Here is a 20,766-nt window from a genome sequence, read left to right as displayed (position 1 = left end):
CTTCAGGCGTTCTTGAAGTCGGCCTTGCGCTTGCCGACGAAGGCGTCCATGCCTTCTTTCTGATCGTTCGTCGCGAACAGCGCATGGAACAGTCGGCGCTCGAACATCACGCCATCCGACAGCCCGCTCTCGAAAGCGCGATTGACCGATTCCTTGGCTGCCATCACCGCGATCTGCGAGAAATCGGCGATGACCAACGCGGCGCCGAGTGCTTCGTCGGCCAGCTTGTCGAACGGCACGATGCGGCTTACCAGCCCGGCGCGCTCGGCTTCGGTCGCGTCCATCATGCGGCCGGTCAGTGCCATGTCCATCGCCTTGCTCTTGCCGACCGCCCGCGGCAGACGCTGCGTGCCGCCCGCGCCGGGAATCACACCCAGCTTGATTTCAGGCTGACCGAACTTGGCGTTGTCGGCCGCGATGATGAAGTCGCACATCATCGCGAGCTCGCAGCCACCGCCGAGTGCAAAGCCGCTCACTGCCGCGATCACCGGCTTGCGGATGGTGCGGATGGTTTCCCAATTGCGCGTGATGTAGTCGCCCTTGTAGGCGTCCACGAAACTGAATTTGGCCATGGCGCCGATGTCGGCGCCGGCCGCGAACGCTCGCTCGCTGCCGGTGATGATCATGCAGCCGATGGCTTCGTCGGCATCGAAGGCCTTGAGCGCAGCACCGAGTTCGGTCATGAGCGCGTCGTTCAGCGCGTTGAGGGCTTTGGGGCGGTTCAGCGTGACGATGCCGACCTTGCCGGCTTCGGTGCGGACTTCGATGTTTTCGTAGCTCATGGTGTCTCCGTTGGCAATGAAAAAGTTTTGGGAAATGGCTGCGGCTCACTATAGCGAAGCCCCTGCAAATTGGTGCGAAGGCGCGCGGGGTGCGACACTGCCAGACCACTCCGGCAACCAAGACCGACCCACGATGAACCTGCTTATTTCTTCCCTGCTTTGCGTGCATCTTCTCGCCGCCGCGTTTTGGGTCGGCGGCATGGCGACGATGCACTTCGCCGTCCGTCCTGCCGCCGTCGCCGTGCTGGAACCACCGCTGCGCTTGCCGTTCATGGCGGCAGCGCTCGAGCGTTTTCTGGGCTGGGTCGGTGGCGCGATCGTGTTGTTGCTGCTCACCGGTTTCGCGATGGTCGCCATGGCCGGCGGTTTCGCGCGGGTGCACTGGAGCGTTCACGCGATGCTGGCGTTGGGGCTGGTGATGATGGCGATGTACGGCCACATCCGCTTCGCCGGATTTCCGAAGCTGGCGCGTTTCGTGGCGTCACGCGATTGGCCGGCCGCCGGCAAGGCGCTCGCCACCATCCGCATGCTCGTCGCGATCAACCTCGCGCTGGGCGTGCTCGTGTTCGTGATCGCGGTGGTCGGCCGCGTTTTGTAGGCGACGCTGGCCGTGGTCGACTCAAGTCGACGGTTCGCCTAGTTTCCGGTCAGCCACTTCGTCGTCAACGCGGCATCCTTGGCGAAGAGGCGCCATGTCGTCACGCCTGTCGGCAGCGTGAGCGGCAGACGCAGCAGGCGACGGTCACGCGCGACGATGGCGATCATCTTTTTCTGCGGCCCGAGGTAGAGCGCCAGGTCTTCGATCTTCGTGATGCGCCAGGCCTGCGTCGGCTGCCCTTTGCGCGTCGGTAATTCGATGCCGATCCATTCGTCGTGCGCCGCGAAGCCGGCGGCTTCTGCAGCGCCGCCGCGCAGCACCACCTTGACCTGCACGCTGCCGTTGGTCTCCGTCACGCGCAGGCCGAGTTCCTGCGCGCGTTGCGCCGGGTCATCGAGCGTGGCGATGCCGTGTGCGCGCAGCAAGCCCGACAGCGGCAACTCGTCAGTCGAGTGCACCCATTGCGCGATCTCGCTCGCATACGAACGGCCGCCCACTGATTCGAGCGCTTTCGCCACATCGGCTTCTTCGATCGGGCCGCCAGCACTTTTCGTCCACAGCAAACGCATCACGTCGTCGAGCGTGCCCTTGCCTTCGCTGCGCAGCGTCAGGTCGAAGCACATCGCGACCAGCGCGCCCTTGGTGTAGTAGCTGACCGTGCCATTGGGTGTCTGCTCGTCCTGCCGGTAGTACTTGACCCAGGCGTCGAAACTGGCGTCCGCGACCGATTGAACCAGTCGCCCCGGCGTCTGCATGACCTGGTTGATGGTCTTGTTGATGAGGCGCAGATAGGTCGCGTCGTCGATGCGGCCAGCGCGGCGCAGCAGCAGGTCGTCGTAGTAGCTGGTGAAACCTTCGAAGAGCCACAGCAACTGCGTGTGGTTCTCGCGGGTGTAGTCGTAGCGCGCGAACTCGGCGGGGCGCATGCGCTTCACATTCCAGGTGTGGAAGTACTCGTGACTGATGAGCCCCATCAACGTGGTGTACCCCTCGGGCTGCTTCTTCGCGCCGAGTTGCGGCAGATCGCGGCGCGTGCAGATCAATGCGGTCGAGTGCCGGTGTTCGAGGCCGCCATAACCATCGTCGACCGCGTTCAGCATAAAGACGTAGTGGTCGAACGGAAGCTTCGCGCCGCCCCGCTTGCCGACCTTGTCGCCGTGCCAGAAACGCATCTCGGTTTCGCAGATGGCTTTGGTGTCGGCGATGAGGCGCTCGCTGTCGAACGAAGCGGTAGCGCCTGCGACGACGAAGCGGTGCGGCACGCCGCAGGCTTCGAACTCTCCGCTCCAGAACGCGCCCATTTCGAAGGGGCTGTCGGCCAACTCGTCATAGTCGGCAGCCCAGTAGACGCCGAAGCCCTGTTTGTCGACCTTGGCGCCGAAGAGTGCAGTAACGCAAGACCAACGGGCGTGGCCCGGCAACACTTTGGGCGCCACGACTTCGATCGCATGCGCCGAATCGGTCTGGGCATCGACCCGCAGGCACAGGCTCGTGCCGTTGAAAAAGCCGCGGTCGACGTCGAGCCACGCGGTGCGCACCGAGTTGTCGTATGCACACACTTCATAGCGAAGCACCAATGGCTGACCAGGCGTGCAATCGACTTCCCATGTGCACTTGTCGAGTTGCGCGATGCCGATGTTGCGGCGACCTTGCTTCGCGTTGAGGCCTTGCAGGTTCTTGGCGAACTCACGAACCAGATAGCTGCCCGGAATCCACACCGGCAGCGACACGCGTTGATGCGGTGCCGGCCGATCGATGGTGAGGGTGACCGCAAACAGATGTGCATTGCGGTCGGCGCATTCGACGCGATAGTGAATGGCCGCTGCAGTTGCAGTTGCAGTTGCATTTGCCGCGCTCCGGGGCGCGCCCATCAGTTGGCTGCGCTGAGTTTCTGCTCGACCTGGGCTGCAGGAATCGCGCCCGGTGCGCGCGAGCCGTCGCTGAAGATCAACGTCGGCGTGCCGGTGATGTTGTACTTGCGGCCGAATTCGACATTACGTTGCACGGCGGCGACATCGCAATCCGCGCTGGCCGCATCGGGCTTGACCTCGCTCGACATCCAGTCGTTCCAGCTTTTGACCTTGTCTTTGGCGCACCAGATATTGCGCGCCTTGGCAGTCGAATCCGCACCGAGCACCGGGTACAGGAAGAGATAGACCGTCACGTTGTCGACCGTTTTCAGGTCACGCTCGAAGTGCTTGCAGTAGCCGCAGTTGGGATCTTCGAAAACTGCGAGCTTGCGCTTGCCGTTGCCGCGCACGATCTTGAAAGCGTCGTTCACCGGCAGCTTGTCGAATGCGACCTCGCTGAGCTTTTCGACCCGCGCTTCGGTCAGGTTCTTACGCGCCTTCACATCGATGAGATTGCCTTGAAGCAGGTAGTTGCCCTGCTCATCGGTGTAGAAGATTTCGGCGCCGTTGATGCGGACTTCGTACACGCCGGCGATCGGCGATTTGGAAACCTCGTCGATCTTCGCGAACTGCGGAATGCGCGCCGCGAGGTTCTTTCGGATTTCGGCTTCGCCGGCCAGCGCATTGAAGCTGGTGAGCAGGGCAGCCCCGAAGCCGAAGACGGCAAGAAGTTTGCAAGCGAGTTTCATGAGAGGACCGTTTAAATCGTTGAGTGAGTGTGATGCCGGAAGGCGTCAGGGAAGGCCCATGGCCTGCCGGGCGATCCACTGTTTGACGAACCGCGTGCGATCGAAGCCACGCATGCCCCAGTTGCGCAGTGCCGGCAGCGGCTCGGTGCGATGCGCGAAGAGTTGTTGTAGCGCGTCGGTCGCGAGGCTCATCGACAGCACGTCGGTGCGACGGGCGCGCTCGTAGCGGCGCAGCAGACGCGCATCGCCGACGCCCCGCCAATACTCGCGGCCCTTCAGTACCGAGGCCAGTTCGGCCGCATCGGCCAGGCCCAGATTGAGGCCTTGGCCCGCGAGCGGATGCACAGTGTGCGCCGCGTCACCCGCCAGCGCCCATGCCTTGCCGTCGGCCATCGTGCCGCTCCAGCGATCGGCGATGGCGCGTTGCAGGGGCCAGGCGGCACGCTCGCTCGTGAGCGTCAAAGCACCCAACGCGTCTTGACTGGCTTCGCGCACCGCCGCGGCGAAGTCGTCTGCGCTCAGGGCCAGCAACGCCGGCGCGCGCAGTTGGTCGACCGACCAGACCAGCGCCAGCGAGCGACTACCGGAGCCGCCGACCGGAAGCAATGCCAGCACCTCGCCGCGGTCGTCGAACCACTGGCGCGCGATCTCCCCATGCGGTTGTTCGGCTTCGAGTCGCGCGGCGATCGCATGTTGCGGGTAGCGCGTGACCTCATATCGCACGCCGAGTGCGTCACGTGTCGTGCTGACCTTGCCCTCGCACACCACGGTGAGCGCCGCCGGCACCGGCTCGGCCACGACGTCGATGCGTGGCTGAAAGCGGACCGCATCGCTCAGCTGGCGTTCCAGCGCCGGCACGTCGACGATCCAGGCCAGCGCATCGACCTTTTGGCTCGGGGCGCTGAACTGCACGCGACCACCTGCGTCGCCGTTGACCTGCATCTCGCGGACTTCGGTCGCGTGCTGCGCATCGGGCCAGGCGCGGAGTCCTTCGAGCAAGGTCCGGGAGGCGGCATTGAGCGCATAGGCGCGCACGTCTTCGTGGGGGTTCGGCAGTTGCGGCGACACGAGCGCCACCCTGACGCGTTCGCGCGCCAACAACAGCGCCAGCGTGCGGCCGACGATGCCGGCGCCGCGAATACAGACTTCGGGGGGAAGAGACATCGGCGGATTGTAGGAGTTGCCTCCCGCTGCCGTGCGCTGCGGGACAATCGCAGATTCGCGTCTTTTCGTGACGTTTTCAAGGAAACCGCCGTGACTCCACCCAACGCCGCTCCGCTTGCCGACCTGGCGGCTTTCGACGTTCGCGCCACCATCTCGCGCCTGTTCGTCTATCCGATCAAATCCTGTGCCGGCGTCGAACTCCCCGAAGTCCTGCTTACCGAAGCGGGACTCGAATTCGACCGCGCCTGGATGGTGGTCGATGCCGCCGGTGTGTTCGTCACACAGCGCGAGCTGCCGCGGATGGCGCTCGTCAGGCCGCAGATGAAGCAGATGGAAATGGTGCTCCGCGCCCCCGGGATGCTGGCACTCCACATCGCATTCGATCGGGTCGAAGGTCCGGTGCGGGTCACGGTCTGGAACGACGAGGTGGCCGCCTACGACATGGGCGATATCGCTGCGCAGTGGTTCAGCGACTTCCTGTCGGAGCCCGGCAAGCCCCGGCAACTCAGGATGGTCCGCTTCGACCCCGAGCAAAAGCGGCTGTCCAACATGAAGTGGACCCGAGGCGTGGAAGCGACCAACCAGTTCGCCGACGGCTTCCCGCTGCTGATCACCAGCGAAGCATCGCTTGCCGAACTGAACGAGAAGCTGGTGGCCGCCGGGCATGGCGCGATCGGCATGGAGCGATTCCGCCCGAATATCGTGCTGGCCGGCATCGAGGCGCAGGACGAAGACCGGGTCGACATTTTCCATGTCGCTACCGCACCCGATGCGCAGGCCTTGCTGCAGCCCGCGAAGCCGTGCCCGCGCTGTCCCATTCCGGACATCGATCCCGCCACCGCCGTGTCGACGCACGAGGTTGTCGACACGCTATCGACCTACCGGCAAAACGACCGGGTCGACGGCGCCATCACTTTCGGCATGAATTGCATCGTGCTGCAGGGCGGGACCGAGGGCGCCGAGCAGGTGCTGAAAGTGGGCCAGCCGGTCGGTGCCAACTACGTCTTCGGATAGGTCGGGCGCAGCCTCGACCACTCAGAACGTCACTCCGGCACACAGCACGATGTTGGCGTAAGGCGTGCACTCACCCGTGCGCACCACCACCTTGGCACGCGCACACAAGCGCTTGAGCTCCTCGTGCGAGATCATTTCGGGCGCGATGGCCAATTGACCGGCACACCAGGCTGGCAGCACGTGGCCTGCACCGGCGTCGATCGTTTCACGCGCGATCATGGCGCGCTCGACCTGCATCTCCGACAGCACGGCCTTGAGCACGTCGGCGAGTCGGGGCACGCCCGGTGTGACCGCGAGGTCGATGCGGCGCGGGCCATCGGGAATCGGCAGACCGGCGTCGGCGAGTACGACCATGTCGCCATGACCCAGGCGGGCGATCGATTGCGACAGTTCGGGATGGAGGAGCAAAGTGCGTTTCAAAGTGGTGTCCAGGCGGGTGGCAAGGCACTGCGCAACACGGCGCTGCGCAGCGGGATGGAAGGTTGAGCGCCGGGCTGCGCGATGCACAGCGCTGCGGCCCGGATGCCCAGGCTAACGCCCTCGTCCAGTGACGCGCCGGAGGCGAGAGTTACCGCCAGCGCACCTAGAAAAGTGTCGCCGGCTGCGGTGGTGTCGACCGTCTCCACGGGGAGTGTCGGATGGTGGCGCGCACCGTCCGCATCGACGGCCACGGCGCCGCTGGCGCCCAGCGTGACGACCACGCGTGCAACGCCGCGTGAACGCATCGACTCGCCAGCCAGGGCGGCATCGCGCGGGCTCTCGACCAGTCGGCCCGAAAGCGTTTGCGCCTCGACCTCGTTGACCACCAGCGTGTCGATCAGCGGCCACAGCGCGTCATCGATCGGTTGCACCGGCGACGGGTTGAGCAGCACGCGGCAACCGGCGCGATGGGCCGCAGTCATCGCACGCGCGACTTGCGCGATGGGGGTCTCGAACTGTGCAATGAGGAACGCCGTACCGTGCAGCTGGGCTGCCAGCGCCATGTCGTCGATCTCGACGTGCGCATTGGCGCCGGCAATCACCACGATGCGATTCTGGCCCGTGTCCTCGACCATGACCAGTGCGGTGCCGGTGGGCGCCGAGGCATCGGTGGTGACCGCCGAGGTGTCGATGCCGTCCAGGTGCAGCGCCTGGCGCAACGCCTCGCCGTTCGCGTCGGCACCGACGCAGCCGACCAGGCTGACAAGCGCACCCTGGCGCGCGCAACTCACTGCCTGATTGCCGCCTTTGCCACCGGGAATGCTGTGGATCGAACGGCCCTGCAGCGTCTCGCCTGCAGCGGGCGCGTGCGGCACTCGCACCACCAGGTCCATATTGAGACTGCCCAGCACGACGATGCGCGGTGGTGCTGAGGATGACGTCGGATTCATGGCGGGCCGGCCTGCATCCGGGCCGTCGATGCCCGCACGCGCAACTCGGGCTGCAGCACCACTTTGCGTGGCTCCTGTCGGCGCTGGCTGACGCGCTCCAGCAGCATGTCTACCGCCAGAGCGCCGATGTGATCCTTGGGTTGGGCGACGGTGGTGAGCGGCGGGCTGGTGTAGCCCGACAGTTCGATGTCGTCGAAGCCGACGATCGACAGTTCGTCCGGTACCCGGACGCCGGTCTCGTGCGCGGCGCGCAACGCGCCGATCGCCATCAGGTCGTTGCATGCGAAGACAGCGGAAGGCGGCTGGTCGGTGCGCAGGATCGCATGCATCGCCTCGTAGCCGCCCTGGCTGGTGAAGCCGCCGCGCCACAACAGCGTGGTGGCGCCGGGCGCCGCACCGCTCTCCGCCAACGCCATGCGCCAACCCTCGATGCGCTGCTCGCTCGGCATCACGCCGGCTGGGCCGCCGATGCAGGCAATCTGCCGATGGCCGAGCGACAGCAAATGCCGCACGGCGAGCAACCCGCCCTGCATGTGTGCGGTCTCGACGAGGTCGCACGTCGGATCGGCGATCTCGCGATCGACCAGCACGATCGGCAACCTGATGCCACGCAGTTGGGTGACCAGCGAATCGTCGTCTCCGGTGGACACCACGATCAGGCCGTCGATACGTCGTTCGGCCAGCACCTTGAGGTACACGCTCTGCCGATGCGGCTCATCGTCGGTGTTGCAGAGAATCAGCGTGTAGCCGGCGGCGAAGCAGCGGTCTTCGACGATGCGCACGATCTCGGCGAAGTACGGATTGGAGCTGTTCGGGATCAGCATCCCGAGCGTGGAGGTGGTGTTGCTTTTCAGGCTGCGCGCAACGGCGCTCGGCACGTACCCCAGCGCGCGTATGGCGGCCTGCACGCGTTCGCGGCCTTGCTCGCTGACGTGGCGGGTGTCGTTCAGCACGTGCGACACCGTGGTGATCGATACCCCGGCGTGCAGCGCAACGTCTTTGATGGTGGCCATGGTCGTTTCTGCCGTCAGACCGCGCCGGCGCGGCGCTGGCGCAGCGTGTCGATGATGACGGCGACCACGATCACGCACCCGGTGACGATGCGTTTGCTCGGCTCGCTCGCGCCTACTTGGGCCAGCCCGGCCTCGAGCACCGCGATGATGAGCACGCCGAAGAAGGTATTGACCACCGACCCCCGACCGCCCATCAGGCTGGTGCCCCCGATGACCACGGCGGCGATCACCTGCAGCTCGATGCCGACGCCCGCGTTCGGATCGGCGGCCTCGAGGCGGGCCGACTGCATCAGTCCTGCCAGACCTGCGAACAACCCGGTGAGTGCGAACACGATGATGCGGATCGGCCGCGGGTCGATGCCTGCCAGCCGCATCGCCTCTTCATTGGTGCCGATGCCGACCACGTAGCGACCGAACACGGTCCGCGTCAGCACCGCCTGTGCGATCGCGACCAGCACCACGGCTATCACGAACGCCGCCGAGATGCCGCCGATCCAGGGAGTCGCGAGCCCCGAGATCGCATCGCCGACGTACTGGGTGCGCGAGTTGGTGACCAGATAGGCGCCGCCGCGGACCGCTTCGAGCATGCCGAGCGAGACGATGAACGACGGCAACCGCCACGCGACCGAGACCGAGCCGGTGATCGCGCCGCAGGCCAGACCGGCGAAGAGCCCCAGCGCCGCAGCGGCCGGAACGGGCCAGTGCCATTGCAGGATCGCCGCGGTGGTGATCGCAGCACTCAGCGCCAGCACCGAGCCGACCGACAGGTCGATGCCCGCGATGATGAGCACGAAGGTCATCCCCACCGCCATCACGAGCAATGCCGGTATTTCGTTGGCGATGGTGATGAAGGTTTCGCGTGTCAGGAAATACTCGCTCAGGCTGCCGAACAGGGCGACCATGCCGACCAGCACCGCAGCGAGGCCGAGGTAGGTGCCGAGCTGGCCGCGCAGCGTGGCGCCGCGGGTCGCTGCCGTGGCGGCGGGCTGCGCGTCAGGCGCAGAAACGGGTTTGGATGCAATCGGATTCATGGCGTTCAGGGAAGACCGGTCAAGCCGGCAGGCTGGAAGGTTGTGTGACGGGCTTTGCCGTCGCGTCGCTGAACGCAGCAGCGAGCAACGACTGTTCGGTCCACTGACCACGCTCGAAAACCGCGACGAGCCGGCCCGCGCTCATCACGCCGATGCGATCGCACATGGCCATCAGCTCGCGCAAATCGCTCGACACCATCAGCAACGCCTTGCCGGCGTCGGTCATGCGGTCGAGTTCGGTATACAGGTCGGCGCGGGCGCCCACGTCGACGCCGCGCGTCGGCTCGTCGAGCAGCAGCACACGGCATTCGCGATGGAGCCAGCGCGCGAACACCACCTTCTGCTGATTGCCGCCACTCAGCGTGGCCACCGGCTGTTCGACGCTGCGCGAGCGTATGCGCAGCACGTCGACCCACCGCTGTGCGATCGATCGTTCCTTGGCCGGCTGAAGCCACCCGCCTCGCGACGCGGCGCGCAGGTCGCTCAAGGTCATGTTGACGCGGATCGATTGCGGCAGCAGCAGCCCTTGCGATTTCCGGTCCTCGGTCACGAGCCCGATGCCGGCGCGAATGGCCTGCATCGGCGAACGCCAACCGGGCCGGATGTGCTGCACCGGTGCTGTGCCGCCGGATGCCGGCGTCTCGCCGTGCAAGGCGATCTCGCCGCGGTCGGCCTTGTCTGCGCCGAACAGCAGGCGCACCAGTTCCGTTCGGCCCGAGCCGACCAATCCGGCAAGCCCCATGATTTCGCCGGCATGCAGCGTCAGATCGACGTCGCGCACCGTCTGCGCGCGGCCGAGGCCGGTCGCCTGCAACAGCACCCGACCGGCCGGGCGGCGTGGACGTCCTTCGTGTTCATGGACCGCGCGGCCGACCATGCGCTGCACCAGTTCGGATTCACGCACACCCGCCATCGCGCGCACGTCGACCAGCCGGCCGTCGCGCAACACGGCGACCCGGTCGGCAATGCGCTGCAGCTCCTCCAATCGATGCGACACATAGACGATGGCAACGCCACGTGCTTTGAGCAAATCGATTTGTTCGAACAGGTGCGAGGTTTCGCGCGGCGTCAGCATCGCCGTCGGTTCGTCCAGCACCAGAACGCGCGTGTCGTCCTGCAGGTTGCGTGCGATCTCGACCATTTGCTGCTGGCCGATGCCCAGGCGCGCGACCGGCGTGCCAGGATCGATGCCCTGCATCCCGATCTTGGCCAACTGGCGCGCAGCGAGTGCGTGCAGTTCGCTGCGTCGGACCCAGCCGGCGCGATGGGGCAAGCGATCGAGCAGCAGGTTTTCGGCGACGGACAGCGTTGCCACCAGGCCGAGTTCCTGCATCACCATACGGACGCCCTGGCGTTCCGCGTCGCGCCGCGATGCCGGTGAAAAGACGTTGCCGTCCAGGGCCATCGTCCCACGCGTCGCGGTCACCAGGCCGCAGACGATCTTCGACAAAGTGCTCTTGCCGGCACCGTTCTCGCCGGTCAGTGCCAGCACCTCACCCGCGTGCAACGCGAGCGACACGTCGTCGAGCACGGGCGTGGCGTAGTCCTTGCCAAGTGACTCCAGCGTCAGGAGCGGTGCGACGGCGGCCAGCGGCATGGCGTGGTTACTTGGTCGTCTTGGTGACCAGCACCACGTCGGTCTTGACCTCGGCGGGCATCGAGGACTGGGGCTGCTTGGCGGCCAGCGCCTTGAGCGCGGTCTCGATCCCGAACACCGCCTGCTTCGCTGCGAACTGGTCGGCTGTGGCCAGCACGCGGCCGTCGGCCAGCATGGGCTTGATGGCACCGATGTTGTCGTAGCCGACGACCAGCACCTTGCCGGTCTTGCCGGCGGCCTTGACCGCCGCCACGGCACCGAGCGCCATGCTGTCGTTGCCGACCAGCAGTGCTCTGAGGTCGGGATGCTCGCGCATCATGCCGGCCGCCACGGTGTTGCCCTTGTCGATCTCCCACTGGCCGGATTGCACGCCGACGACGGTGGCGCCGGCGGCTTTCATTGCATCCTGGTAGCCGAGCGTGCGCTGCTGCGCATTGAACGTGGTCGAGACGCCCTCGATGATGCCGACCTTGTCTCCGGCCTTCAGGCTCTTGGCCAGGTAGTCGCCGACCAGCTTGGCGCCGGCTCGGTTGTCGGGGCCGACGAAGGGCACCTGGATCGACTTTTCCTTCAGCGCGGCGGCGTCCAGCTGGTTGTCGATGTTGACGACGAGGATGCCCTTGTCGATGGCTGCCTTGATCACCGGTACCAGCGCTTTCGAGTCGGCCGGGGCGATCACCAGCGCATTGATTTTCTGCGCCACCATCTGCTCGACCATCTTGATCTGGGCGGCGGTGTCGGTTTCGTCCTTGATGCCGCTGGCCATCAACGTGTAGTTGGATGCGTGTGCTTTTTGATGCGCCTTGGCGCCGTCTTCCATGGTCTGGAAGAACTCGTTGGCCAGCGACTTCATGACCAATGCGACCTTGGGCTTGTCCTGTGCGAGCGCAGGCGTCGCGGCGAGGGCGCCCAGCAGTGCCAGAACGGCGGTGGATTGAATGGTGCGGCGAGTGAATTTCACGGTGTGTCTCCTGAAAATGGATGGGCTCCGGTCTGTTGCCGGGACTCCGATCGTAGTCAAAGCAAACGTTTGCGCAAACGTTTGCGCGTCGGGTTTTACCCTTATGCGGCATGCGAAGCGCCCGGAATCCGTCGGAAGTTGCGCGACGTCGAAGCGTCGAGGTCCTCGCCTAAAATCGCGGGTTGATTCCAGAGGACCTCCATGAGTTTGCAATGCGGCATCGTCGGCCTGCCCAACGTCGGTAAATCCACCCTTTTCAACGCGTTGACCAAGGCCGGTATCGCAGCGGAAAACTATCCCTTCTGCACCATCGAGCCGAATGTCGGCGTGGTCGAAGTGCCCGACCCGCGGCTGGCGCAACTGAGCGAGATCGTGAAGCCGGAGCGCATCGTTCCGGCCATCGTCGAATTCGTCGACATCGCGGGCTTGGTGGCCGGCGCCAGCACCGGTGAAGGACTGGGCAACAAGTTCCTGGCGCACATTCGCGAAACCGACGCCACGGTGAACGTGGTGCGCTGCTTCGACGATGACAACGTGATTCATGTGGCGGGCAAGATCGATCCGATCTCCGACATCGAAGTGATCCAGACCGAGCTGTGCCTGGCCGACCTCGCCACGGTAGAGAAGGCGCTGCATCGCCACGGCAAAACGGCGCGTTCGGGCGACAAGGAGTCCATCAAGCTGGTGGCCCTGCTCGAGAAATGCCAGGCCGCCCTGAACGAAAACATTCCGGTGCGCGCGCTCGAATTCACGAAAGACGAACAACCGCTGGTCAGGTCGTTCACGCTCATCACCGCCAAGCCGGCGATGTTCGTCGGCAACGTGGCCGAAGACGGCTTCGAGAACAATCCGTACCTCGATCGACTGCGTGAATACGCCGACAAGCAGAAGGCGCCGGTGGTGGCCATCTGCGCCAAGATCGAAGCCGACCTGTCCGAGATGGACGACGAGGACAAGAAGATGTTCCTCGCCGAAATCGGCCAGGAAGAGCCGGGCCTGAACCGGCTGATTCGCGCGGCCTACCAGCTGCTCGGCCTGCAAACCTATTTCACCGCCGGCGTGAAAGAAGTGCGCGCCTGGACCATTCATATCGGCGACACCGGCCCGCAAGCGGCGGGCGTGATCCATGGCGACTTCGAAAAGGGCTACATCCGCGCCCAGACCATCGCCTTCAACGACTACATCACCTTCAAGGGCGAGCAGGGCTCGAAGGACGCCGGAAAGATGCGCAGCGAAGGCAAGGAATACGTCGTCAAGGATGGCGACGTGATGAACTTCCTGTTCAGTTCCTGAGTCGCATCGAACGCGAGCCCTGACGCCAGCAGCGTCGTTAGACTGCCGGTCCTTCCAGAATTCGTTCGCATCTTGCGACTCTCATGATCACCGTTCACCATCTCAACAATTCGCGCTCGCAACGCGTGCTCTGGCTGCTCGAAGAGCTCGCACTGCCATACGAAGTCGTTCGCTACGAGCGCAACCCGCAGACGATGCTGGCACCACCCGAGTTGCGCGCCGTACATCCGCTGGGCAAATCGCCCGTCGTGACGACCGAGGATGGGTTGACGTTGGCAGAGTCCGGAGCGATTGTCGAGACGGTGATAGAGCGTTTTGGTGAAGGCCGATTGGCACCTGCCGCGGGAACGCCGGAAGCACTGCGTTATCGGTACTGGCTGCACTACGCAGAGGGTTCTGCCATGCCGCCGCTGCTGTTGAAGTTGATCTTCGACAAGATCGAGAACGGCAAGATGCCTTTCTTCGTGAAGCCGATCGCCAAATCCATCGCTGCCAGGGCCAAGGCTGGCTTCATCACACCGAACATCAAGGCGCATCTCGACTTCATGGAAGGCGAGCTCGGCAAGAGCCGCTGGTTCGCTGGAGAGAACTTTACCGGTGCCGACATCCAGATGAGTTTCCCGGTCGAAGCTGCAAAAGCGCGCGGCGGCCTCGATGCGACCCGCCCCAAGCTCATGGCCTATCTCGATCGCATCCATGCGCGCCCTGCATACAAGCGCGCACTCGAACGGGGCGGGCCGTACGCCCTGGCGAGCTGAGCGCTTCCTTACTCTGGCCAGATGTAGAGCAGCGCGACCGTCATCGTGATGTAGCGCGCAAATTTGCCGACCGCCATATAGAAAACGCATGGCCAGAATGAAAGTTTGAGCCAGCCGGCGACCGCGCACAGCGGATCGCCGACCAGCGGCAGCCAACTCAAGAGGCACGCTTTGGGACCGAGCTTTTCAAGCCACTTGAGCACGCGCGTGTGGTGCTTGGAATTCGAATACTTGTCGGCGACCTGGTGAGCGCCATAACCCATCCACCAGTCGACGGCGCCGCCCAAAGTGTTGCCAAGGGTCGCGACGCCGATGGCCGGCCAGAACATCGACGGGTTCAACTTGAGAAGGCCGAATAGAAACGGCTCGGACCCGACCGGCACCAGCGTGGCCGATACGAAAGCGGCGATGAAAAGCGTCGACAGCCCGTATTGCGGGAGCGCGAGCAGTGCGAGAAGAGAGTCGAGCCAGGCTTGCATGGTCGCGCAGTATAGGAAGCGGTGCTTTGTCCACGTTGTGGGAAAAATGCGCGATCGGGCGGGCACCGGTCAGGACGGCTGAAGAACGGGCGACCAACGTCGCGAACGGGCTCGCAAACCCGAGGCAAATATTCGTGCAAATCGTTTCAGTCACTGAAACGCGGCATGGCTACAATCGTGCCTCATTTTTCAGCAGCCGACAGCACACCCGCTTCCACTTTCATGACAATGCAGATCGGCAACATCACGCTGGAAAACCGCCTGTTCGTCGCGCCCATGGCCGGCGTGACCGACAGGCCGTTTCGCATGCTGTGCCGACAACTCGGTGCCGGTTATGCAGTGAGCGAGATGGTCACTTCGCGAAGGGATCTGTGGGGCTCGCTCAAGACGTCGCGCCGTGCCGATCATGTGGGTGAGCCCGGTCCGATCTCGGTGCAGATCGCTGGCACCGATGCGGCAATGATGGCCGAAGCAGCGCAATACAACATCGATCGCGGCGCGCAGATCATCGATATCAACATGGGTTGCCCCGCCAAGAAGGTGTGCAACAAATGGGCGGGCTCCGCATTGATGCGCGACGAGCCGCTCGCTCTCGAAATCGTCGAAGCGGTGGTGGCTGCTGCAGCGCCGCATGGCGTGCCCGTCACGCTCAAGATGCGAACCGGTTGGAGCGACGATCGTCGCAACGCAGTGAAGCTGGCGCGTGATTTCGAAGCAGCCGGCGTGCAGATGCTGACGGTGCATGGCCGCACGCGCGAGCAGGGCTACAAGGGTGCCGCCGAGTACGACACCATCGCGGCAGTGAAGGCCGCGGTGCGTGTGCCCGTGGTTGCCAACGGCGACGTGACCAGCCCGGAGAAAGCACGCGACGTGCTGGCAGCGACCGGTGCCGATGCGGTGATGATCGGCCGCGCCGCGCAAGGCCGCCCATGGATCTTTCGCGAGATCGCGCACTTCCTGGAAACCGGAACGCACCTTGCGCCACCGCTCGTTGCCGAAGTACGGCGATTGCTGCTCGACCATCTTCAAGAGCACCATGGTTTGTACGGTGAGTACAGCGGTGTGCGCACTGCCCGCAAACACATCGGCTGGTACGTTCGCGGCCTGCCGGATGGCGAGGCGTTCCGGGCCCGCATGAATACGATCGAAGACAGCGCATTGCAACTGCGCGCGGTCGGCGAATATTTCGATGAGCTTGGGGTCCGCATGGACCGCATGCCGACGTACCGCCTTGCCGAAGGGCAGACCGACGCAATGGGGACGATGGGGAACGAGGAAGCGGTCACCACCGCTGAATGAGAAGAGAAGAAGAGAAGCAGAGAACAAGCATGAGCAAAAAACACATTGAAGACTGCGTGCGCACCAGCCTCGACAGTTACTTTCGCGATCTGCGCGGCACCGAGCCCGACGGTATGTACGAGATGCTCGTGCGCGTGGTCGAAAAGCCATTGCTCGACGTCGTCATGACGCGGGCCGAGGGCAACCAGTCGCGCGCCGCGCAGTGGCTCGGTCTCAATCGCAACACGCTGCGCAAGAAACTGGTCGAACACAAGTTGCTTAAGTAAGTGCGCAAGCACACCGTAGCAGAAGAAAAAACACGAAGCAACAAAGCACCTCATGGCACTCACCGCACTGATCTCCGTTTCCGACAAGACCGGAATCCTCGAATTCGCCCAGGCGTTGCACGCGCTCGACATCAAGCTGCTCTCGACCGGCGGCACCGCCAAGCTTCTTGCCGATGCCGGCTTGCCGGTGACGGAAGTCGCCGACCACACGGGCTTTCCCGAGATGCTCGATGGCCGGGTCAAGACACTGCACCCCAAGATCCACGGTGGCTTGCTCGCGCGCCGCGATGTGCCGGCGCATGTGGCGGCCATCGACGCGCACGACATCGAGGCGATCGATTTGCTGGTGGTCAATCTTTACCCGTTCGAATCGACCGTCGCCAAGCCCGGCTGCACGCTGGAAGACGCGATCGAGAACATCGACATCGGCGGGCCGGCGATGGTGCGCAGCGCGGCCAAGAACTGGCAAGACGTCGGCGTGCTGACCGATGCCGCGCAGTACCCGCAGGCACTGGCCGAACTCAGGGCCAACGGCAAGCTGACCGACAAGACCAGGTTCGCTTTCTCGGTGGCCGCCTTCAATCGCATCAGCCAGTACGACGGCGCGATCAGTGACTATCTCTCTGCCATCGACTTCGACGCCAGCATCGGCCAGCCCGCGCCGACGCGTGCGCTGTTCCCCGCGCAGACCAACGGCCGCTTCGTCAAGCTGCAGGATCTGCGTTACGGCGAGAACCCGCACCAGCAGGCCGCGTTCTACCGCGACCTGTTCCCGGCGCCGGGATCGCTGGTCAGCGCGAAGCAGTTGCAAGGCAAGGAGTTGAGCTACAACAACATCGCCGATGCCGATGCGGCCTGGGAATGCGTCAAGAGCTTCGACGTTCCTGCATGCGTGATCGTGAAGCACGCCAATCCTTGCGGCGTGGCGGTCGGCAAGGATGCGGCCGAGGCTTATGCAAAGGCGTTCAAGACCGATCCGACTTCGGCCTTCGGCGGCATCATCGCGTTCAATCGCCCAGTGGACGCAGCCACCGCGCAAGAAATCAACAAGCAGTTCGTCGAGGTGCTGATGGCGCCCGGCTACACGGCCGAAGCACTCGCCGTGTTTCAGGCGACCAAGGCCAAGCTCAACGTGCGCGTGCTCGAGATCGCACTGCCGCCGGGCGGCGCGACCGATTGGGACAATGGGCGCAACGCGGTCGACGTCAAGCGTGTCGGCTCCGGCCTGCTGATGCAGACCGCCGACAACCGCGTTCTCGCCGCGAGCGAACTCAAGGTGGTCAGCAAGAAGCAGCCGACCGCCGAGCAACTCGAAGACCTGCTGTTCGCATGGAAGGTCGCCAAGTTCGTCAAGAGCAACGCGATCGTGTTCTGTGCTGGTGGCATGACGATGGGCGTCGGCGCGGGCCAGATGAGCCGCCTCGACTCGGCACGCATCGCGAGCATCAAGGCCGAGCATGCAGGGCTGTCGTTGAAGAAATCTGCGGTTGCGAGTGATGCCTTTTTCCCGTTCCGCGACGGGCTCGATGTTGTTGTCGATGCCGGTGCGAGCAGCGTCATTCAACCCGGTGGCTCGATGCGCGACCAGGAAGTGATCGATGCAGCCGACGAGCGCGGCGTGGTGATGGTGCTCAGCGGCGTGCGGCACTTTCGGCATTGAAGCGGCATTGAAAACATGCGCCACTGGCGGGGGTGTCGAGTGCGGCCGATAGCCGGGCGATGGTGGGGCGCAGTTGCGGTTGCAGTTGCAGTTGTGGTGGCAGGCAGCGGGTCGGCGGTGTGGGCGCAGACAGCGGCGACCACGGTCGCGACCGCGTCAGTTCAAGGACAGGCGTTGGCCAACAAATCCGGCTGCCTGTCGTGCCACGGGCTGGTCCACACGCAGGTCGGCCCGGGCTTCGCGCAGGTCGCGGCGCGCTACCGCGACGATGCAGGCGCACCTTTGCATCTGGCTGCCAAGATTCGCAGCGGCGGCGTCGGTGTCTGGGGTCGCCTGATCATGCCGCGGCAACCGCAGGTGAGCGAAGCCGATGCGGCGCTCCTCGCAAAATGGGTGCTGTCGCAGCCGTCGCAGCCGTCGCAGCAGTGAGCAAGGCGGACATCGGCACCGTTGGCCGATGCACAGGAGCCAGCGCTTAGCTGCAGCGGCTGGCGCGCTTACCGATTTGCCAGTGTCTTGAAGATCTCGCGCGCAGACGCGATGGTCGCGGCAATGTCTTCTTCGCTGTGCGCCGCGCTGACGAACCCGGCTTCATACAAAGCCGGCGCGATGTAGACGCCGCGGTCGAGCAGGCCGTGAAACAGCGCGTTGAACTTGGCGTTGTCGGTCGTCATCACCGTCGCGTAGTTTTGCGGCAGTGCATCCATCAAGAAGAAACCGAACATGCCGCCTTCGCTGTCGGCGTTGAAGGGCAGGCCCTCTGCCTTCGCAGCGGCGCGCAGGCCGTCGGTCAGCGAACGCGTCCTCCGGCCGAGCCCTTCGAAGAAGCCGGGCTTGGCCACTTCCTTGAGCGTCGCCAAACCGCATGCGGTGGCGACCGGGTTGCCCGACAGCGTGCCCGCCTGGTACACCGGGCCGAGCGGCGCCAGCTGCTCCATGATGGCGCGCGGCCCGCCGAACGCAGCCAGTGGCATACCGCCGCCGATCACTTTGCCCAGCACGGTGAGGTCGGGCGTGACGCCGAGCACGCCCTGCGCGCCATGCAGGCCAACGCGAAAACCCGTCATCACTTCGTCGAACACCAGCAGCGCGCCGTGCTGAGTGCAGAGTTCGCGACAGCGCTTCGCAAATTCGGGCGTGGCGCGCACGAAGTTCATATTGCCGGCGATCGCTTCGATCATCAGGCAAGCGAGTTCGTGGCCGTGCAGCGAGAACGCCTCTTCCAATTGGGTGATGTTGTTGTATTCGAGAACCAGCGTGTGCTGCACGACTTCGGGCGGCACGCCGGCGGAAGTCGGATGCCCGAAGGTTGCGAGACCGGAGCCAGCCTTGACCAGCAACGCGTCGGCGTGGCCGTGATAACAGCCTTCGAACTTGATGATGTACTTGCGGCCGGTGGCACCGCGCGCGAGCCGCAACGCACTCATCGCCGCTTCGGTGCCGGAGCTCACGAGGCGCACCATTTCCATGGACGGCACCAGCGCGAGGATGGCCTCTGCCAATTCGATTTCGCGTTCGGTCGGTGCGCCATAAGAGAAGCCGTCGAGCATGGCCTTTTGCACCGCTTCGACCACTGCCGGGTGTCCGTGTCCGAGGATCATCGGCCCCCACGAGCCGATGTAGTCGACATAACGCTTGTCGTTGGCGTCCCAGAAGTAAGCGCCTTGCGCGCGCTTGACGAAGCGCGGCGTGCCGCCCACGGCCTTGAATGCGCGGACCGGCGAATTGACGCCGCCGGGGATGACGGCGCGAGCGCGCTCGAAAAGGGTTTCGTTGAGGTCGGTAGCCATGTCAGTGCTTTTCAGTGCCAGAGATCAGTGTCGGGTGTCATGCGGAGGCAGGCCGAAATCGGAGGCGTCTCCGACTTCGGGAGGGTCGTCGTCGAGATCTTCTTCTTCTTCTTCTTGCGCCCAGAACAGGCGGTCGGGAATCACGTGCCCCATGCCCGGCCTGAAGCCTGCGTCGAGACAGCGATCCATATAGCTCAGCGCTTCGCCAGTGGCTGCGACCAGGTCGGTACCGCTGGCAAGCAGTGCCGCGAGCGCAGCCGACAGCGTGTCGCCAGCACCGGAGAACACGGCTTCGAGCCGCTCGTATTTCTCGCTCGCGAGCACCGATTGCGGTGACGCCAGCACGTTGTCGATGTGCTGGTCGGGCAGCATGATGCCGGTCACCAGCGTGTAGGGCACGCCGAACTCGCCCGCGGCCTTGGCGATGTCGCGCGCGCCGGGTGGCCGGTCGCCGGACCAGTCAGGCAACAGCCAGCGCCACAGGGTGCTGTGGTTTCCGACCAGAACCGTCGTCTGCGGCAACAGCAGTTCGCGGAAAGCGTCGAGGTACGGCTCGATGAGGTTCTCGTCCCACCACGACAGGTTGGGCATGTACGCCACCAGTGGTACCTCGGGATAGTCGGTCGCGGTTTCGGCAACTGTGCTCAGGATCTCCGGCGTTCCGACGAAGCCGACCTTGATCAGCTGCACCTCGACGTCTTCCAGGATGGCACGCGTTTGTTCGGCAACGGCTTCTTCATCGAACGGAAAGTGATCGAAAATTTCGGCGGTGTCGCGTGCGTAGGCGCCCGTTACGACCGGCAACATGTGGGCGCCGACGGAGGCCATGGCGAGTGCATCGCATCCCAATCCACCCGCGCCGCTGGGGTCGCTCGCGTTAAAAACCAGCACGCAGGGGGGATCCAGGCCTTCGACCTCCAGCCCCTCGTCTTCTTCGGTTGTTGGAGGGTCGTTAAGATCGTCCTTAAGGCGGGCGTTCTCGGGCGGTAGTAAGTAAGTTTTCATACGCCGTTTGGTGTCACGCGATGGTGGCATATGTGAGACGTTGGTCACGTGTAATCGTGATACGCCTAGATACAATCGTTGCATTCT

At 64.4% G+C, this 20,766-nt stretch carries 21 protein-coding genes; 8 read left to right on the top strand and 13 right to left on the bottom strand.

The features are described 5' to 3' along the window. Window positions 1-2: 2 nt before the first annotated feature. Entirely contained in the window at window positions 3-782 is a 780-nt protein-coding gene (locus H7F36_RS01925; protein WP_187053096.1) for an enoyl-CoA hydratase, read from the bottom strand. Between the two features lie 133 nt (window positions 783-915). On the opposite strand from H7F36_RS01925, the gene H7F36_RS01920 reads away from it, so the two are divergent. After that, window positions 916-1,380: a CopD family protein gene (locus H7F36_RS01920; protein WP_187053095.1), complete on the top strand. Its 465-nt coding sequence runs from the start codon at window positions 916-918 to the stop codon at window positions 1,378-1,380. A gap of 38 nt (window positions 1,381-1,418) precedes the next feature. Here H7F36_RS01920 and H7F36_RS01915 read toward each other — a convergent pair whose 3' ends face one another. The 3 genes from H7F36_RS01915 to H7F36_RS01905 are packed head-to-tail and all read right to left on the bottom strand — an operon-like array spanning window position 1,419 to window position 5,143. After that, on the bottom strand, window positions 1,419-3,251 hold the full coding sequence (locus tag H7F36_RS01915) for a M61 family metallopeptidase (protein ID WP_187053094.1): 1,833 nt from the start codon (window positions 3,249-3,251) through the stop codon (window positions 1,419-1,421). Continuing rightward, a complete protein-coding gene (locus tag H7F36_RS01910; RefSeq protein ID WP_187053093.1) occupies window positions 3,251-3,979 on the bottom strand; it encodes a DsbC family protein in 729 nt (242 codons plus the stop codon). Before H7F36_RS01910 ends, H7F36_RS01915 begins: the two co-directional genes overlap by 1 nt. A gap of 45 nt (window positions 3,980-4,024) precedes the next feature. After that, window positions 4,025-5,143, bottom strand: a complete 1,119-nt coding sequence (locus tag H7F36_RS01905; protein WP_187053092.1) for an FAD-dependent monooxygenase — start codon at window positions 5,141-5,143, stop codon at window positions 4,025-4,027. A 90-nt stretch (window positions 5,144-5,233) separates the two neighbouring features. On the opposite strand from H7F36_RS01905, the gene H7F36_RS01900 reads away from it, so the two are divergent. After that, window positions 5,234-6,157 (top strand): MOSC domain-containing protein, encoded by a 924-nt coding sequence (locus H7F36_RS01900; RefSeq protein WP_261802466.1) that lies wholly within the window; start codon window positions 5,234-5,236, stop codon window positions 6,155-6,157. Between the two features lie 21 nt (window positions 6,158-6,178). Here H7F36_RS01900 and rbsD read toward each other — a convergent pair whose 3' ends face one another. From rbsD to H7F36_RS01870, 6 genes are read right to left on the bottom strand one after another with little or no spacing between them, the layout of a single operon-like run. Further along, window positions 6,179-6,577, bottom strand: a complete 399-nt coding sequence (gene rbsD / locus H7F36_RS01895) for a D-ribose pyranase (RefSeq protein WP_187053091.1) — start codon at window positions 6,575-6,577, stop codon at window positions 6,179-6,181. After that, window positions 6,574-7,527: a ribokinase gene (gene rbsK / locus H7F36_RS01890; protein WP_187053090.1), complete on the bottom strand. Its 954-nt coding sequence runs from the start codon at window positions 7,525-7,527 to the stop codon at window positions 6,574-6,576. Before rbsK ends, rbsD begins: the two co-directional genes overlap by 4 nt. Beyond that, a complete protein-coding gene (locus H7F36_RS01885; RefSeq protein ID WP_187053089.1) occupies window positions 7,524-8,540 on the bottom strand; it encodes a LacI family DNA-binding transcriptional regulator in 1,017 nt (338 codons plus the stop codon). The genes rbsK and H7F36_RS01885 overlap by 4 nt, the downstream gene beginning before the upstream one ends. A gap of 14 nt (window positions 8,541-8,554) precedes the next feature. Beyond that, entirely contained in the window at window positions 8,555-9,571 is a 1,017-nt protein-coding gene (locus tag H7F36_RS01880; protein WP_187053088.1) for an ABC transporter permease, read from the bottom strand. 19 nt (window positions 9,572-9,590) lie between these two features. Next, complete coding sequence (locus tag H7F36_RS01875) at window positions 9,591-11,168, bottom strand: sugar ABC transporter ATP-binding protein (RefSeq protein WP_187053087.1); 1,578 nt, start codon at window positions 11,166-11,168, stop codon at window positions 9,591-9,593. Between the two features lie 7 nt (window positions 11,169-11,175). Beyond that, window positions 11,176-12,129, bottom strand: coding sequence for a sugar ABC transporter substrate-binding protein (locus H7F36_RS01870; protein ID WP_187053086.1), 954 nt, complete (start codon window positions 12,127-12,129; stop codon window positions 11,176-11,178). A gap of 201 nt (window positions 12,130-12,330) precedes the next feature. On the opposite strand from H7F36_RS01870, the gene ychF reads away from it, so the two are divergent. Beyond that, window positions 12,331-13,422, top strand: a complete 1,092-nt coding sequence (ychF, locus tag H7F36_RS01865; RefSeq protein WP_187053085.1) for a redox-regulated ATPase YchF — start codon at window positions 12,331-12,333, stop codon at window positions 13,420-13,422. A gap of 83 nt (window positions 13,423-13,505) precedes the next feature. Then, window positions 13,506-14,180 (top strand): glutathione S-transferase, encoded by a 675-nt coding sequence (locus tag H7F36_RS01860; RefSeq protein ID WP_187053084.1) that lies wholly within the window; start codon window positions 13,506-13,508, stop codon window positions 14,178-14,180. 8 nt (window positions 14,181-14,188) lie between these two features. On the opposite strand, the gene H7F36_RS01855 is transcribed toward H7F36_RS01860, so the two are convergent. Next, on the bottom strand, window positions 14,189-14,659 hold the full coding sequence (locus tag H7F36_RS01855) for a YqaA family protein (RefSeq protein ID WP_187053083.1): 471 nt from the start codon (window positions 14,657-14,659) through the stop codon (window positions 14,189-14,191). A gap of 222 nt (window positions 14,660-14,881) precedes the next feature. On the opposite strand from H7F36_RS01855, the gene dusB reads away from it, so the two are divergent. The 4 genes from dusB (at window position 14,882) to H7F36_RS01835 (ending at window position 18,313) form a co-directional block, all read left to right on the top strand. After that, a complete protein-coding gene (gene dusB, locus H7F36_RS01850) occupies window positions 14,882-15,958 on the top strand; it encodes a tRNA dihydrouridine synthase DusB (protein ID WP_187054755.1) in 1,077 nt (358 codons plus the stop codon). Window positions 15,959-15,987: 29 nt separating this feature from the next. After that, entirely contained in the window at window positions 15,988-16,224 is a 237-nt protein-coding gene (locus H7F36_RS01845) for a Fis family transcriptional regulator (RefSeq protein WP_187053082.1), read from the top strand. A gap of 52 nt (window positions 16,225-16,276) precedes the next feature. Then, on the top strand, window positions 16,277-17,884 hold the full coding sequence (purH, locus tag H7F36_RS01840) for a bifunctional phosphoribosylaminoimidazolecarboxamide formyltransferase/IMP cyclohydrolase (protein ID WP_187053081.1): 1,608 nt from the start codon (window positions 16,277-16,279) through the stop codon (window positions 17,882-17,884). Window positions 17,885-18,058: 174 nt separating this feature from the next. Beyond that, window positions 18,059-18,313, top strand: coding sequence for a c-type cytochrome (locus H7F36_RS01835; RefSeq protein WP_315971437.1), 255 nt, complete (start codon window positions 18,059-18,061; stop codon window positions 18,311-18,313). Between the two features lie 68 nt (window positions 18,314-18,381). On the opposite strand, the gene hemL is transcribed toward H7F36_RS01835, so the two are convergent. Beyond that, a complete protein-coding gene (gene hemL, locus H7F36_RS01830) occupies window positions 18,382-19,674 on the bottom strand; it encodes a glutamate-1-semialdehyde 2,1-aminomutase (protein ID WP_187053079.1) in 1,293 nt (430 codons plus the stop codon). 24 nt (window positions 19,675-19,698) lie between these two features. Beyond that, entirely contained in the window at window positions 19,699-20,679 is a 981-nt protein-coding gene (locus H7F36_RS01825; protein ID WP_187053078.1) for a hydroxymethylpyrimidine/phosphomethylpyrimidine kinase, read from the bottom strand. Window positions 20,680-20,766 lie beyond the last annotated feature (87 nt).

Origin of the sequence: Variovorax sp. PAMC28562 (genome assembly GCF_014303735.1) — a bacterium.
Taxonomy (GTDB): domain Bacteria; phylum Pseudomonadota; class Gammaproteobacteria; order Burkholderiales; family Burkholderiaceae_C; genus Variovorax.
The sequence above is the reverse complement of the archived record's forward strand: the minus strand, read 5'-3'. Positions and strand labels throughout refer to the sequence as shown.

Coding starts and splice junctions, on each gene's coding strand:
- H7F36_RS01915 (WP_187053094.1), bottom strand. CDS start 3,251: ATGGGCGCGCCCCGGAGCGCGGCAAATGCAACTGCAACTGCAACTGCA.
- H7F36_RS01875 (WP_187053087.1), bottom strand. CDS start 11,168: ATGCCGCTGGCCGCCGTCGCACCGCTCCTGACGCTGGAGTCACTTGGC.
- ychF (WP_187053085.1), top strand. CDS start 12,331: ATGAGTTTGCAATGCGGCATCGTCGGCCTGCCCAACGTCGGTAAATCC.
- H7F36_RS01925 (WP_187053096.1), bottom strand. CDS start 782: ATGAGCTACGAAAACATCGAAGTCCGCACCGAAGCCGGCAAGGTCGGC.
- H7F36_RS01905 (WP_187053092.1), bottom strand. CDS start 5,143: ATGTCTCTTCCCCCCGAAGTCTGTATTCGCGGCGCCGGCATCGTCGGC.
- H7F36_RS01920 (WP_187053095.1), top strand. CDS start 916: ATGAACCTGCTTATTTCTTCCCTGCTTTGCGTGCATCTTCTCGCCGCC.
- H7F36_RS01860 (WP_187053084.1), top strand. CDS start 13,506: ATGATCACCGTTCACCATCTCAACAATTCGCGCTCGCAACGCGTGCTC.
- H7F36_RS01855 (WP_187053083.1), bottom strand. CDS start 14,659: ATGCAAGCCTGGCTCGACTCTCTTCTCGCACTGCTCGCGCTCCCGCAA.
- hemL (WP_187053079.1), bottom strand. CDS start 19,674: ATGGCTACCGACCTCAACGAAACCCTTTTCGAGCGCGCTCGCGCCGTC.
- dusB (WP_187054755.1), top strand. CDS start 14,882: ATGACAATGCAGATCGGCAACATCACGCTGGAAAACCGCCTGTTCGTC.
- H7F36_RS01910 (WP_187053093.1), bottom strand. CDS start 3,979: ATGAAACTCGCTTGCAAACTTCTTGCCGTCTTCGGCTTCGGGGCTGCC.
- rbsK (WP_187053090.1), bottom strand. CDS start 7,527: ATGAATCCGACGTCATCCTCAGCACCACCGCGCATCGTCGTGCTGGGC.
- H7F36_RS01885 (WP_187053089.1), bottom strand. CDS start 8,540: ATGGCCACCATCAAAGACGTTGCGCTGCACGCCGGGGTATCGATCACC.
- H7F36_RS01845 (WP_187053082.1), top strand. CDS start 15,988: ATGAGCAAAAAACACATTGAAGACTGCGTGCGCACCAGCCTCGACAGT.
- H7F36_RS01825 (WP_187053078.1), bottom strand. CDS start 20,679: ATGAAAACTTACTTACTACCGCCCGAGAACGCCCGCCTTAAGGACGAT.
- purH (WP_187053081.1), top strand. CDS start 16,277: ATGGCACTCACCGCACTGATCTCCGTTTCCGACAAGACCGGAATCCTC.
- H7F36_RS01880 (WP_187053088.1), bottom strand. CDS start 9,571: ATGAATCCGATTGCATCCAAACCCGTTTCTGCGCCTGACGCGCAGCCC.